The organism is Robinsoniella sp. KNHs210 (assembly GCF_000686105.1).
In the GTDB taxonomy this organism is placed as follows: domain Bacteria; phylum Bacillota; class Clostridia; order Lachnospirales; family Lachnospiraceae; genus Robinsoniella; species Robinsoniella peoriensis.
Map to the genome: position 1 here is coordinate 5,205,555 of NZ_JMLZ01000002.1, position 15,372 is coordinate 5,220,926.

At 42.7% G+C, this 15,372-nt stretch carries 9 protein-coding genes; 8 read left to right on the plus strand and 1 reads right to left on the minus strand.

Going from position 1 to position 15,372, the window contains the following annotated elements:
• The first annotated feature begins 2 nt into the window (after positions 1-2).
• The 6 genes from lon (at position 3) to ppdK (ending at position 12,147) form a co-directional block, all read left to right on the plus strand.
• The gene (lon, locus tag CD03_RS0129220; protein WP_027296640.1) at positions 3-2,324 is read left to right on the plus strand and encodes an endopeptidase La; all 2,322 of its coding nucleotides are present in this window, start codon (positions 3-5) and stop codon (positions 2,322-2,324) included.
• A gap of 47 nt (positions 2,325-2,371) precedes the next feature.
• On the plus strand, positions 2,372-2,950 hold the full coding sequence (gene yihA, locus CD03_RS0129225) for a ribosome biogenesis GTP-binding protein YihA/YsxC (RefSeq protein ID WP_027296641.1): 579 nt from the start codon (positions 2,372-2,374) through the stop codon (positions 2,948-2,950).
• 167 nt (positions 2,951-3,117) lie between these two features.
• On the plus strand, positions 3,118-7,314 hold the full coding sequence (locus CD03_RS0129230; RefSeq protein WP_027296642.1) for an efflux RND transporter permease subunit: 4,197 nt from the start codon (positions 3,118-3,120) through the stop codon (positions 7,312-7,314).
• On the plus strand, positions 7,315-7,944 hold the full coding sequence (locus tag CD03_RS0129235) for a TetR/AcrR family transcriptional regulator (protein ID WP_027296643.1): 630 nt from the start codon (positions 7,315-7,317) through the stop codon (positions 7,942-7,944). It begins immediately after the preceding gene.
• A gap of 97 nt (positions 7,945-8,041) precedes the next feature.
• Entirely contained in the window at positions 8,042-9,277 is a 1,236-nt protein-coding gene (locus CD03_RS0129240; protein WP_138003522.1) for a 6-phosphofructokinase, read from the plus strand.
• Positions 9,278-9,525: 248 nt separating this feature from the next.
• The gene (ppdK, locus tag CD03_RS0129245) at positions 9,526-12,147 is read left to right on the plus strand and encodes a pyruvate, phosphate dikinase (protein ID WP_027296645.1); all 2,622 of its coding nucleotides are present in this window, start codon (positions 9,526-9,528) and stop codon (positions 12,145-12,147) included.
• An 86-nt stretch (positions 12,148-12,233) separates the two neighbouring features.
• Here ppdK and CD03_RS0129250 read toward each other — a convergent pair whose 3' ends face one another.
• On the minus strand, positions 12,234-13,259 hold the full coding sequence (locus tag CD03_RS0129250; protein ID WP_027296646.1) for a LacI family DNA-binding transcriptional regulator: 1,026 nt from the start codon (positions 13,257-13,259) through the stop codon (positions 12,234-12,236).
• A gap of 250 nt (positions 13,260-13,509) precedes the next feature.
• Between CD03_RS0129250 and CD03_RS0129255 the strand changes: the two genes are divergently transcribed.
• A complete protein-coding gene (locus CD03_RS0129255; RefSeq protein WP_027296647.1) occupies positions 13,510-14,385 on the plus strand; it encodes a D-psicose 3-epimerase in 876 nt (291 codons plus the stop codon).
• 15 nt (positions 14,386-14,400) lie between these two features.
• Positions 14,401-15,339: a sugar kinase gene (locus CD03_RS0129260; RefSeq protein ID WP_027296648.1), complete on the plus strand. Its 939-nt coding sequence runs from the start codon at positions 14,401-14,403 to the stop codon at positions 15,337-15,339.
• Positions 15,340-15,372: the final 33 nt, after the last annotated feature.

A 15,372-nucleotide genomic window follows, 5' to 3' on the forward strand; every position in this document is an offset into this window, starting at 1 on the left:
AAATGAGTGAAATAATAAAGAATATACCAGCAGTTGCACTTCGGGGAATGACAATTTTACCTTCTATGATTGTACATTTCGATATCAGCAGGACAAAATCCATCAGAGCTATCGAAGAGGCAATGTTAAAAGAACAAAGGCTGTTTGTAGTGACGCAGAAAGACCCGGATCTATCTGATCCGGAGTTAAATGACCTGTATCATATTGGTACAATTGTTGAGATCAAGCAGGTGGTCAAACTGCCGCAGAATATTTTCCGCGTTCTGGCTGAAGGGCTGGAACGTGCTGAACTTCTGGATTTATCAGAGACAGAGGAATATCTGGTAGTTGAGGCAGGTACCTTTTCACAGGAGCCTGCGCAGCCAATGGATGACTATATGAAACAGGCTATGGTTCGGAATTTAAAAGAAATTTTTGAAAACTATAGCAAAGAAAACGGAAAAATGAGTAAAGAACTGGTACATCAGCTTTTGGAAATAACAGAGATCGAAAAGCTGGTGGATCAGATTGGTATTAATATACCACTTTATTTTGAAGATAAGCAGCGCCTGTTGGAAGCCGTAGATATCTTTGAACGTTACGAACTGCTCAGCGTGATACTGAGTAACGAGATTAATGTTTTGAAGATTAAGCGTGATTTACAGGAAAAAGTAAAAGAACATGTGGATAAGAATCAGAAAGAATATCTTCTGCGTGAACAACTCAAAGTAATTCGTCAGGAATTAGGCGAAGATAACCTTTTAGGTGATGCCGATCATTTTAAAGAAGAACTGAATAAACTGAAGGCTTCAGGCAAGGTAAAGGAGAAGATCGCAAAAGAGATTGAACGTTTTAAAAGCGTTGGATCCAATTCTTCTGAAAGTGCAGTTATCCGGGGGTACCTGGAGACGTTGCTGGAAATGCCCTGGGATAAGGCATCCAAAGACAACAAAGATCTGAAAAATGCCCAGAAGATCCTGGATCAGGATCACTATGGACTGGAAAAGGTAAAAGAGAGAGTCCTGGAGTTTCTGGCTGTCCGCATTTTGACAAAGAAAGGGGAAAGCCCTATTCTCTGTCTGGTAGGACCTCCCGGAACAGGTAAGACTTCCATTGCGAAGTCTGTTGCCAGAGCACTGGATAAAAAGTATGTCCGTATCTGCCTTGGCGGCGTACGGGATGAGGCTGAGATCAGAGGTCACCGCAGAACTTATGTTGGCGCCATGCCGGGAAGAATTGCCAGTGGCATGAAAACGGCAGGAGTTAAAAATCCACTGATGCTTTTAGATGAGGTGGATAAAGTCAGCAGTGATTATAAGGGGGATACATCTTCTGCACTTCTGGAGGTACTGGATTCTGAACAGAATAATAAATTCAGGGATCATTATCTGGAAATCCCCATTGATTTGTCAGAAGTGCTTTTCATAGCCACAGCAAATGATATGCAGGCGATTCCAAGACCGCTGCTGGACCGAATGGAGATAATCGAAATCTCCAGCTATACGGAGAATGAAAAACTTCATATTGCCAAAGAACACCTGATCAGAAAGCAGATCGAACGTCATGGACTGAATGCAAAGCAATTATCCATCAGTGACACAGCACTGCGGACAATCATAGCTTCTTATACAAAAGAGGCAGGAGTTCGTAACCTGGAACGAAAAATTGGAGAGATCTGCCGAAAGGCAGCACGGGAAATCTTAGAAAACAAGAAGTCCCGGATTACAATTACAGAATCTAATTTGGCCAAATACCTTGGTAAGAAAAGATACAGCTTCCAGGGCTTGAATGAAACAAATGAAATCGGGATTGTCCGGGGACTGGCATGGACCAGTGTCGGCGGAGATACCCTTCAGATAGAAGTTAATATTCTTCCGGGAAAAGGTGAGTTTTTACTGACCGGACAACTGGGAGATGTAATGAAAGAATCTGCACAGGCAGGCATCAGCTATATACGCTCTTTGAGCAAAGCGTATAAGATTCAGGATGATTTCTTCAAAAAGCATGATATTCACATACATATTCCGGAAGGAGCAGTACCCAAAGACGGTCCCTCTGCCGGAGTAACAATGGCAACCGCAATGATTTCAGCAATTACAGAAACACCGGTCCGTGCAGATGTAGCGATGACCGGGGAGATCACTTTGAGAGGAAGAGTTCTTCCCATTGGAGGACTGAAGGAAAAACTGCTGGCTGCTAAAAATGCAGGAATGAAGACGGTATTCGTTCCCGCCAAAAATAAACCAGATGTAGAAGAAATATCAAGCGAAATTAAAAGGGGACTGGAAATCCGGTTCGCCGAGACGATGAAAGACATTCTGCCTGAGGCACTGGTTAAAGCTTAACCGGGAAGATGTTTGAAACCGCAGCAATAGCGGTATGAGAGGAAAATATGGTAATAAAAAATGTAGCATTAGAGACAGTATGCGGAATAACCAGCGTGCTTCCGGATAATGATAAAATGGAGATTGCATTTGCAGGGAAGTCCAATGTGGGAAAATCTTCCTTAATTAATGGGCTGATGAACCGGAAATCCCTTGCGAGAACCAGTTCTTCGCCTGGAAAAACCCAGACAATCAATTTCTATAATATTAATGATGAAATGTATCTGGTTGATCTTCCGGGATATGGTTATGCAAAGGTTGCCCAGGCGGTAAAAGAAAAATGGGGGAAACTGATTGAGCGTTATCTCCATGAGTCAAAACAGCTTAAAGCAGTGTTTCTGTTAATTGATATCCGCCATGAGCCGTCGGAAAATGACAAAACCATGTATGACTGGATTCTGCATAATGGATATGAGCCAATTATTATTGCAACGAAACTGGACAAGCTGAAAAGAAGCCAGGTTCCAAAGCATTTAAAACAGGTCAGGACAGGTCTGAATGTGGTAGAAGGAACTCAGATAATACCATTTTCTGCAGAGACAAAACAGGGCAGGGATGAAATCTGGGCTTTGATTGACGAGCTGTAACTAAGCGGGAACATAACGTTATAGATTTAAAAAATCGCGATAGCAATAAACATTTGCATCGCGGTTTTTCGATTTCACAAAACTGACTGACTGGTCGGACGGAAGAACATAGGAAATTATCTGCAAATAATATGATTGTGGGGTTATACGCAAAGGAAGGAGGAAATATGATATCTCGATATAGTGTGAAACGGCCGTATACGGTAGTAGTGGCTGTGGTTCTGGTAATTATACTGGGGGTTGTGTCATTTTTAAATATGAAGACAGATCTGCTTCCGGATATGACATTGCCTTATGCAATTGTTATGACTACGTACCCGGGAGCAAGCCCGGAGGAGGTAGAGACGATGGTCACCAAGCCTGTGGAACAGGCAATGGCAACCATTAGTAATATTGAAAATGTTACCTCAGTATCCAGTGAAAATGTATCACAGGTTATACTTGAATTTTCCCAGAGTGCCAATATGGACGCAGTCACCATTGAAATGCGGGAAAGTCTGGACCAGATCAAAGGTTACTGGGATGATGCCGTGGGAAGTCCGATAATCATGAAGCTGAATCCGGACATGATGCCCATTATGGTAGCGGCAGTGGAAGCCGGTGATATGAGCAGCTCAGAACTTACGGAACTGGTGAAGAACAAACTGCTCCCGGATCTGGAAAGTATTGAGGGTGTAGCTTCCGCATCTACTTCGGGAGATGTGAAGGAAGATATAAAGGTTGTCATCCGCCAGGAAAAAGTAGATGCAGTGAATCAGAAAATTATCGCATCCCTGGATGCTAAATTTGCGGATGCAAAAACGGAAATGGATCAAGCCCAAAGCAAGATCGAAGACGGCAAAAAGCAGTTAGATTCAGGACAGAAAGAACTGGCTGACCAGACTGCAAATGCAGAAGCTCAGATTAGCAGCGGTAAGGACGAACTGTTGAAAAACGAAGTACAGATCGACTCAGCGCTTGCCGCTATAGCAGAAAAACAGCAGACATTGGAAACATCCAGATCTCTCATTGAAGTATTGGAAACTAAGTTTACCCAGGGACAGGCAGAACTGGCAGCCAAGGAAAGCGAGCTTGCCCAAAGCGAAGCAGAATTGGAAAAAAAGGCAGAAGAATTAAAAGATGCGGCCACTCAGATGAAGTCTCTGCCGGAGCAGCTAAAAGAACTGGAAAACCAGATACAGCAGATTACAGATGCCGAGGCAGCATTAACCCAGGCGAAAGAGAAGCTCCCGGCACTGCGAAAGGCGCAGGAAGAGCTTACAAAGGCACTGGAGCAGCTTCGGGCACTGGGTGAAATGGCACCAGCTGATAAAATAGAAGAACTGGAAAAGCAGCTGCAGCAGACAGAAGCAGGTATCCGTGCAATAGAAGACGGTTTAAAAAAGATGGGTATAGAGGAAAGCCAGATTGATGAAAAGCTGGCTGAACTGACAGATACCAAATCTAAGCTGACTCAGAGCAAAGCCCTGCTGGAAAAAGCGGTGGAGGTATCCGCAGGCAAAGATCAGACGGATGTGGGAGCTGCGCTCATCGAAGAAGGAAAAAAGCAGGCCGCCCAGGGAAAAGAACAGATTGAAGTACTGAAGTCCCAGCTTAATGAGCTTCAGGATCAGATCACAAATGGGAAAGCACAGCTGGATGAGGGCGCTCTTCAGCTGGAAACTGCGAAACAGCAGTTAGAGACAGCGAAGACGCAGATAAAAACAGGACAGTCCACCGTAGCAGAAGCACTGGAAGAGCTGAACAGGCAGAAGGTAACGGCTACGATTGAACTGGCAGCCACAAAGGCAGAATTAAGCAGTGGGGAAAAAGAGTTAAAATCTGCAAAAGACCAGCTGGATTCTCAGCGAGATGCGGCATACGATAAGGCCGATCTGGATCAGATTGTAACAGCAGATATGGTAAAAGGGATTCTGGCTGCCCAGAACTTTACCATGCCTGCCGGATACGTTACGGAAGATGGCGTGGATTATCTGGTAAGGGTAGGCGACAAGATTACAGAGGTGGAAGACTTATCTGACCTGGTTTTAATGGATATGCATATGGATGGAGTAGAGCCCGTTAAATTGTCGGATGTGGCAGATGTTGCAGTAACCGATAACAGCGATGAGGTATATGCAAAGATTAACGGCCATGCAGGTATCTTATTTACCATGCAGAAGCAGTCCGGATATTCCACCGGAGAGGTATCAGACCGGATCAAAGCCCGGTTTGATGAACTGACACAGTCCAACCCCCAGGCTCACTTTATTACCCTTATGGATCAGGGGGTATACATTGATCTGGTAGTAGATTCGGTTATTCAGAATATGATTATGGGCGGTATTCTGGCAATCCTTGTGCTGTTTTTATTTTTAAAGAGTTTCCGCCCGACACTGGTTATTGCATTTTCCATTCCGATCAGTATTATGACCGCTATTGTGCTGATGTATTTTACCGGGATTACCCTGAACGTCATTTCCTTATCCGGGCTGGCTTTGGGAGTGGGGATGCTGGTGGACAATTCCATTGTTGTTATAGAAAATATTTACCGTCTGAGGACGGAAGGACTTCCGGTGAAAAAGGCGGCAGTAGAGGGGGCTCATCAGGTTGCAGGTGCAATTGCAGCATCCACCCTGACTACCATCTGCGTATTTGCACCGATTGTGTTTACCAAAGGCATTACCAGGCAGCTGTTTGTGGATATGGGGCTTACTATTGCGTTTTCCCTCCTGGCAAGTCTTGCAGTAGCATTGACTCTGGTGCCGATGATGGGGGCAGGACTGTTAAAAAATACTGCTGAAAAGCAAAGTAAGGTACTGGACCGGCTGATTGCGGGATATGGAAAAATTATAAAGCTGGCGCTTAAGTTTAAGCCGGTTGTTCTCATTGGTGCAGTGGTTCTGCTGATATTAAGCGGCGTACTGGCGGTATCCAGAGGTACTGCATTTATGGCTGACATGGAGAGTACCCAGATGAATGTGAGCCTGACCATGCCGGATGAGGCTACCCTGAAAGAAACCGGAGAAATGTCTGATAAAGTAATGGAAGAAATACAGAATATCCAGGATGTTGCCGATGTGGGAGCAATGGCGGGAAATTCCGGTGCAGGTATGTTCGGAGGCGGAAAAGCAAAAACCAATAAAGTAACCATGTATGTACTGTTAAGCGAAAATAAGAAAGCCTCCAACGACAAGATAGCAGAAGAAATTAAAAACAGGACAAAGGACTTCCCCTGCGAAATCGAAGTAGAGACTTCCAGCATGGATATGTCAGCGCTGGGAGGAAGCGGGGTATCCATAAAGGTTAAGGGGCGTGAGCTGGATACGATCAAGGAAATAGCAGCAGATGTTGCCGGGATCGTAAAAGAAGTAAAAGGTACGCAGGATGTGTCTGACGGTGTGGAAGAGAAAACACAGGAAATGCGTCTGGTCGTAGACAAAACGGCAGCTTCTGAATATCAGCTGACGGTTGCGCAGGTCTTCCAGTATCTGCAGGGGAAACTGGCAGATGCAAAATCAGCAACTACGATTTCAGCAGATGCCAAAGACTACTCAGTTATGGTGGTGGATGGTGCAGACAAATCCCTAACCAGAGAAGAAATTAAAAAACTGCGTATTACCGGAAAAGATGCAGAAGGAAAAGATAAAGATGTACCGCTTATGGATATTGTAAAATTCGTGGATGCAGAAGGCTTTACTTCCATTAACAGAGAATCGCAGACCCGTTATGTAACTGTAACAGCCGGTCTGGACAAAGATGCGAATATCGGTATTGTATCAGATGAAATTAATAAAAAGCTGGTCAATTACGATGTACCAAAGGGCTATACCGTAGAGATGGCAGGAGAGGATCAGACAATAAAAGAATCGATGACGGAAGTATTTAAAATGCTGGGTCTTGCAGTGGTATTTATGTATCTGATCATGGTTGCACAATTTCAGTCTCTGCTGTCACCATTTATCATTATGTTTACCATACCCCTTGCATTTACGGGTGGTTTACTGGGACTGTTTCTCACCAATAATCCAGTCAGCGTCATAGCCATGATCGGATTTGTAATGCTGTCCGGTATTATTGTAAACAATGGTATTGTTCTGGTTGATTATATTAACCAGCTTAGAAAAGGCGGTATGGAGAAAAAAGAAGCAATTGCAGAAGCCGGAATGACCAGACTGCGCCCGATTATTATGACGGCGCTGACAACGGTTTTAGGGCTTTCCACCATGGCCATGGGAATCGGAATGGGTTCCGATATGGTTCAGCCTATGGCAATTGTAACGATAGGCGGATTAATTTACGGAACATTGCTTACGCTGGTGGTTGTTCCCTGTATTTATGATATTTTTAACCGGAAAGAAGACATCACAGAGGAGGAAATATAAATGGACGCAGGAAAGTTACAGGATTTGCTGCAGCTGAATTCCCCAAAGGTCACGGCTATGTATGAGGCAGTGAATGAACTGGTGCTTGATGGAATGAGTTTACATTCCATCAAAGTATCGGATATTACCCAAAAGGCGGGCATAGGGAAAGGTACGGCATATGACTATTTTCAAAGTAAAGAAGAAATCATAACAAAGGCGATTCTTTACAATATCCATAAAAGCATCTGTGATATGGCACACTGTGTAATGAAAAAAGATTGTTTCGAGGATAAAATATACGAGATCCTGAACAATATGGAGAATAATTATAAGACCAGAAGAAGCTGGCTTCAGTATCTGTGTTTCCATGCACAGTCCATCACAATGGAGCAGGAGCATCTGGAAAGCATTCTGAAGCTGGAAGGGTATGACAGCGGACTGCGCTGCTTTGTCACCGGGCTGGTGAATCAGGCTTACAAAGAAAAGCTGATCCCTCAGCCAATATCCTATTACCGCGCAGCAGTTGGGCTGTTTCCGCAGATAAGCGCCTTCTGGTACTATCTGGATGGAAAAACCGGAACGGATGAGGTGACTTTGGCAGAAGCTAAGCAAATTGCATATGAAAATGTGCTAAAAGTTTGGAGATAAAGTAAAATTGCACGTTTCCAAACAAAAACCTTGTATGTTTTGTATTTATTTGATATAATAGCAACTATAAATTTGTGCAGAATGCGAGGACGGAGGTATTGACATGAAAAGAAATGTTATTGTAGGACAATCGGGGGGCCCGACAGCAGTTATTAATTCCAGTTTAGCCGGTGTTTATAAGACTGCAAGGGATAGAGGATTTCATAAAGTGTTTGGTATGCTTCATGGGATTCAGGGATTTTTAGATGAGAAATACATTGACCTGTCTAAATATATCAAGAATGACCTGGATATTGAATTACTGAAGAGAACTCCATCGGCTTATCTGGGATCCTGCCGTTATAAACTGCCGGAGATACATGAAGATAAAGATATCTATGAGAAGATATTCGAGATATTAAACAGGCTGGAGATTGACAGCTTTATCTATATCGGCGGCAATGACTCCATGGATACCATTAAGAAGCTTTCCGACTATGCAATACTTACGGGACAGTCGCAGAAATTTGTAGGCGTGCCGAAAACCATTGACAATGACCTGGCACTTACTGATCATACTCCTGGTTTTGGCAGTGCGGCAAAATACATTGGAACATCCACAAAAGAAGTAATCCGGGACGGTCTTGGACTGTCATACAAGAAGGATATTGTCACAATCATCGAAATTATGGGAAGAAATGCAGGCTGGCTTACCGGCGCGGCAGCCCTTTCAAAAGGAGAGGACTGTGATGGACCGGACTTAATTTATCTGCCGGAGCTTCCATTCGATGTATCAAAGTTTTTAGATAAAATACGTTCCCTGATAAAGAAAAAACATTCTATAGTGGTAGCCGTTTCCGAGGGAATTAAATTAGCAGACGGAAGATATGTATGTGAACTTTCCCAGAATTCTGACTATATAGATGCATTTGGACATAAGCAGCTTAGCGGAACAGCGGATTATCTGGCGAACCTTATAGCAGCGGAGATTGGATGTAAGACACGGGGCGTGGAATTCAGCACGCTGCAAAGAAGTGCATCCCATGTGGCATCCAGAGTGGATATTAACGAAGCGTTTATGGTAGGAGGTGCTGCCGTTAAAGCAGCTGACGAAGGAGATACGGGAAAGATGGTTGTCATTGACCGTGTATCGGATGATCCATATCAATGTGCTACCGGTATTTATGATGTGCATAAGATCGCAAATGATGAAAAACTGGTTCCAAGGGATTGGATATCCAAAGACGGAACGTATGTTACCAATGAATTTCTGGCATATGTGAAGCCGCTGGTACAGGGAGATTATCCTCCGGTAATGGTAGACGGTATCCCGAGACATTTGGTTTATAAATAAAAAAAGTGTAACATATTGTAAATAATATAAGCTCTGACGCGACAAAAAACCGCGGCAGGGCTTATATTTTTGCGGGATTACTGAAAAAAATACGTAATATAGGGTTATTAATGCGGTTTTTCACTTGACTAGACTAGGATATGTGTTAAAATAAAACTGTGCGCAAAGCTCGCAGATATGGTAGTTATGCAGGGATCAGATACTCTGTACTAACATATACAAATACATTTTAGGAGGAATTAGTAAAAATGGCAAAATGGGTTTACTTATTCAAAGAAGGAAACGCAAGTATGAAAAACCTTCTTGGTGGAAAAGGTGCTAACTTAGCTGAAATGACTAACTTAGGACTTCCAATCCCTCAAGGTTTCACCGTTACGACAGAAGCTTGTACTGACTATTACAATAGCGGCAAGAAAATTACAGAAGAAGTGCAGGATCAGATTTTCAAAGCAATCGGAGAACTGGAAAAAATTCAGGGCAAAACATTTGGTGATAATGAAGATCCATTATTAGTATCTGTACGTTCAGGAGCTAGAGCTTCTATGCCAGGTATGATGGATACAATTCTTAACTTAGGTTTAAATGATGTTGCAGTAGAAGGATTCGCTAAGAAAACTGGAAATCCAAGATTCGCATATGATTCTTATAGAAGATTTATCCAGATGTTCTCAGACGTAGTTATGGAAATGAGCAAAACTTTCTTTGAAGGTATCTTAACAGATGTCAAAGAAGAAAAAGGTGCTAAATTCGATACAGATCTTACAGCAGAAGATTTACAGGAAGTAATTGCAAAATATAAAGCAATCTACAAAGAAAAAATGGGCGAAGAATTCCCACAGGATCCTAAGATCCAGTTAATGGAAGCTGTTAAAGCAGTATTCCGTTCTTGGGACAACCCTCGTGCTATCGTATACCGTCGTATGAACGATATCCCTGGAAGCTGGGGAACAGCTGTAAACGTTCAGGCAATGGTATTTGGTAACATGGGCGAAACATCCGGAACAGGTGTTGCGTTTACACGTAATCCATCTACCGGTGACAATGGTATCTACGGTGAATACTTAATCAACGCTCAGGGTGAAGACGTTGTTGCCGGTATCCGTACACCACAGCCAATTTCTAAATTAGCAGAAGATTTACCGGAATGCTATGAAGAATTCATGGCAATCGCTAAAAAATTAGAGAATCATTACCGTGATATGCAGGATATGGAATTCACAATCCAGGAAGGTAAATTATACTTCTTACAGACACGTAACGGTAAGAGAACAGCTCCTGCAGCTCTGAAAATCGCTTGTGATTTAGTTGATGAAGGAAAGATCACAAGAGAAGAAGCAGTTTGCAGAATCGAAGCAAAATCCCTGGATCAGTTATTACATCCTACCTTTAATGCAGCAGCATTAAAAGCAGGCGAAGTAATCGGATCAGCTCTGCCGGCATCTCCAGGTGCAGCAGCAGGTAAAGTATACTTCACAGCAGACGAAGCAAAAGCAGCTCACGAAGCTGGTGAAAGAGTTATCTTAGTTCGTCTTGAGACATCTCCTGAAGATATCGAAGGTATGCATGCAGCAGAAGGTATCTTAACAGTTCGCGGCGGTATGACATCTCACGCAGCAGTAGTTGCACGTGGTATGGGTACAGCTTGTGTATCCGGTTGTGGAGAAATCAAAATTGATGAAGAAGCAAAATACTTCGAACTTGGCGGACACAAAATTGTAGAAGGAGATTACATTTCCTTAGACGGTTCTACAGGTAAGATCTATTTAGGCGACATCGCTACTGAAGAAGCATCCGTAAGCGGAGATTTCGGAAGAATTATGAGATGGGCTGATAAATTCAAAACATTGAAAGTTAGAACAAATGCAGATACTCCTGCAGATACAGCTAACGCTGTTAAATTAGGAGCTGAAGGTATCGGTCTTTGCCGTACAGAGCATATGTTCTTTGATGCTGACAGAATTCCTAAGATCCGTAAAATGATCCTTTCTGACAGTGTAGAAGCAAGAGAAGCAGCTCTTAACGAATTAATCCCATTCCAGAAAGCTGACTTCAAAGCAATGTATGAAGTTCTCGAAGGAAAACCAATGACAGTTCGTTATTTAGATCCTCCTCTTCATGAGTTCGTACCTACTGATGCAGAAGATATTGCTGCATTAGCGAAAGACATGGGCTTGACACCAGAAGAAGTAAAAGCTAAATGTGACGACTTACACGAGTTCAACCCAATGATGGGACACAGAGGATGCCGTCTTGCTGTAACTTACCCTGAAATCGCAAGAATGCAGACAAGAGCCGTAATGGAAGCAGCTATCGAAGTAAAAGCTGAAAAAGGTTACAACGTAGTTCCTGAAATCATGATCCCATTAGTTGGTGATAAAACAGAATTAAAATTCGTTAAAGATGTTGTTGTTGAAACAGCAGAAAAAGTAAAAGAAGAAAAAGGATCTGACATCGTTTACCACATCGGTACAATGATCGAAATCCCAAGAGCAGCTTTACTTGCTAACGAAATTGCTGAAGAAGCTGAATTCTTCTCATTTGGTACAAACGATTTAACACAGATGACATTTGGTTTCTCACGTGATGATGCCGGTAAGTTCTTAGATGCTTACTACAAAGCAAAAATCTACGAATCAGATCCATTTGCAAGATTAGATCAGAACGGTGTTGGCCAGTTAGTAGAAATGGCAGTTAAGAAAGGCCGTTCAACAAATGCAGGCATTAAACTTGGTATCTGTGGAGAACACGGTGGAGATCCTTCATCCGTAGAATTCTGCCATAAGATTGGTTTAAGCTATGTTTCCTGCTCACCATTCCGTGTGCCGATCGCTAGATTAGCAGCAGCACAGGCAGCTTTGAATAATAAATAGGAATTAATATAAGCTGAATACAGCCCTTATCATATATGATAAGGGCTGTACTTTAGTTTACAGAGAATTGTGAATCCCGGTTACATCTACACCATCTCCCCGGTAATAATCTCCACCGGAATCTCATAAAACTGATCTTTTGGAGTCTGTTCCTTTACAAGAAAATCAAATAGTACCTTGATAAGCTGGTAGCCTTGTTCTTCTGCACTTTGACCCAGAACAAAATCAACAATGCCATTTTTTAATAAAGTACTTGACTCCGGAAGCAAATCGTGGCATATTAATTTTATACGACTCTTATTGTTAGATAATGACAGTGCGCTGGCAACGCCGGTGATCCCACCGCCAGCCAGGTAAATACCTTTCAGATTAGGGTATTTGTTGCAATATTCCAGTGTGATACGGAAGGCATCTTCTTTCCGATCCTGGTTCTCCTGAATATCGACAATGGAAAGGGGAATCTTACTTTCTGCAATTCGTGTTGTAAATCCCGATAAACGGTCCTGATGGCAGGACAGATTTTTTGTACTGATAATAACTCCGATGTCCCCCTCTTCCGGGACAATTTTTTCCATAAGTCCTGCGGCTATTCTTCCGCCTTTGTAATGGTCTTGTCCGATAAAGCAAATCTCATCAATGCCCCTTAATCTTGAATTAAAAGTTACGACTGCAGTGCCTTCTCCTGCTATTTGATTGATCTTAGCCTTTACCTGGGCATCGTCCATAGGAAGGATAGCCAGGCCGGAGATATGCATTGCCTGAAATTCATTCAGGATACTCATAAGTTCAACTGGCTCTAAAGATGTCAGCATTTTAACCGTAACATCTATTCCAAAGTGCGAAAATTCTTTTTCTGCTCTTCGGATTCCTTTGAGGGTATATTGTATGTAGGTGTTATATTCCGGTGTTAAAATAATCCCCAGTTTAAATGGATTTTTACTATTTACCAATGCCTTTCCGATCAGGTTAGGCTGATAATTTAATTCTTTCAGGATCGTCAGGATTCGTTCTTCTGTTTCTTTTTTTACACCCGGTCTGTGATGAATCACTTTATCTACAGTTGCACGTGACACATTAGCCAGGTCAGCGATTTCTTTGATCGTAACGGCCATAAACTTCTACTTCCTTTCGGTCAATCTCTTTTTTTCATATTATCATATAATTTCTGTGATGTCTATTCCTTTAGAAATCAAGAATATATGTACTTGAATTACAAATTCAATGACAAATTTTATCTTTGGTATATAGTTACAAATTCTAATATAAAAAATAGGTAAAATTAAACTATTGATATAAAATCTATTGCGTGTTATGATTTATTTACCTAATGAGCACGAGCACAATTTGAAAGGAGATTGAAGAATGAAATTTGGAGTGTTATATTCCTACTGGGGAAATGAATGGAGATGCGATTATATCGAAACAGCTGGAAAGATTCAGAAAGCAGGTTTTGATATTATGGAAGTAGGGGCAGGACATCTGCTGGAGATGTCGGATTTACAGCTACTGGAACTGAAAAATACCTGTAGTGAACTGGGGCTGCAGATTACGGCGAATATAGGGCCGGCGAAGGAGAAAGATGTTGCTTCTAAAGATCCGTCAGTCCGGGAAGCCGGAATCTCTTATTTAACGGATATTATGAAAAATATGGTGAAGATAGGAGCGAAGAAAATTGTAGGAGTGATGTATACATATTGGCCTAATGATTTTTCGGACCTGAATAAAGATGAAATCTGGAGTAGAGGTGTTGAAAGTGTAGGAAAGATGGCTAAGACGGCAGAGGAACTGGGGATTGAGATGTGTCTGGAGGTAGTAAACCGATTTGAAACTCATATTCTCAACACCTGTGAAGAAGGAGTAAAATTCTGCAGGGAAGTCGGGTCACCTAACGTGAAGCTGCTGTTAGATACATTTCATATGAATATCGAAGAAGACAATATTGCAAAGGCTGTACGATGTGCCGGAAACTATATGGGAGAACTCCATGTAGGAGAAGGAAACCGTAAACTACCGGGACAGGGAGCACTTCCCTGGGGAGAAATCGGCAAGGCACTTCAGGAGATTGGATATGAGGGAAGTGTTGTAATGGAGCCATTTGTGAAGATGGGCGGACAGATAGGTAAGGATATCAAAGTATGGAGGGATCTGAGCAATGGGGCTGATGAAGAGAGGCTCAGCAGAGAGCTTGCGGATTCTCTGGTCTTTCTGAAAAGTAAGTTCAAAAAGAAAACGATATAAAAGGAGATTAAACGGATGGCAGATATATGGATTATGGGTGAGATGATTGTAGAGATTATGCGGATCGAAGAGGGGGTTTTGCTGGATCAGCCGGGTTTATTCAAAGGTCCGTTTCCAAGCGGGGCTCCGGCAATCTTCATTGATACGGCAGCAAGACTGGGGCACAGCGCCGGGATAATCGGCGGAGTCGGAAAAGATGACTTTGGTAAAAATATTCTGAATCGTCTGAGAGGGGACGGAGTAGACTGTTCCTGTGTGCTGGAAAGTGATACAGGGGCAACCGGAGTGGCATTTGTAACCTATTTTTCCGATGGTTCCAGGAAGTTCATTTTTCATATGGGCAACACTCCTGCAGCCGAAGCTAAAATGCCCGGCAGGGAAGTAATGAATGGTGTCAGATTTTTTCATGTTATGGGATGCTCTCTTCTTTCTAATAAGAATTTTGCCAAAGAGATCCTTGATACCATGAAACTTGCAAAAAGCTTAGGGGCAAAGATTTCTTTTGATCCCAATATCCGCAAGGAATTAATGCATGACCAGGAAGTATCAGGGATTGTGGGAGAAGTCATGGCTAATACAAATATTTTTTTACCGGGCGTGGATGAGCTTCTCCAGATTACAGGGAAAAGCACAGTGGAAACGGCAGTAGAAGCCTGCTTTGAAAACCCGGAACTGGAGATACTGGTGCTTAAAAACGGTTCCAGGGGATGCAGTATCCATACGAGGGAAGGAAAATCAGATATCTGTGCTTTTTCGATTGAACCGGTAGATGCAACCGGTGCCGGAGACTGTTTTGACGGAGCATTTATATGTGGTTTGCTGGAAGGCAGAGATTTAATTGAGGCTGCCCGGATGGCATCGGCCGCAGGAGCGTTGAATACAATGGCATTTGGTCCAATGGAAGGTAAGATCAGTCCGGATTCAGTAAAGGCTATGATGGAAGGGGTAAAGTAAGCAGGCAATTAGAACACACTGCGGAAAAGAGGA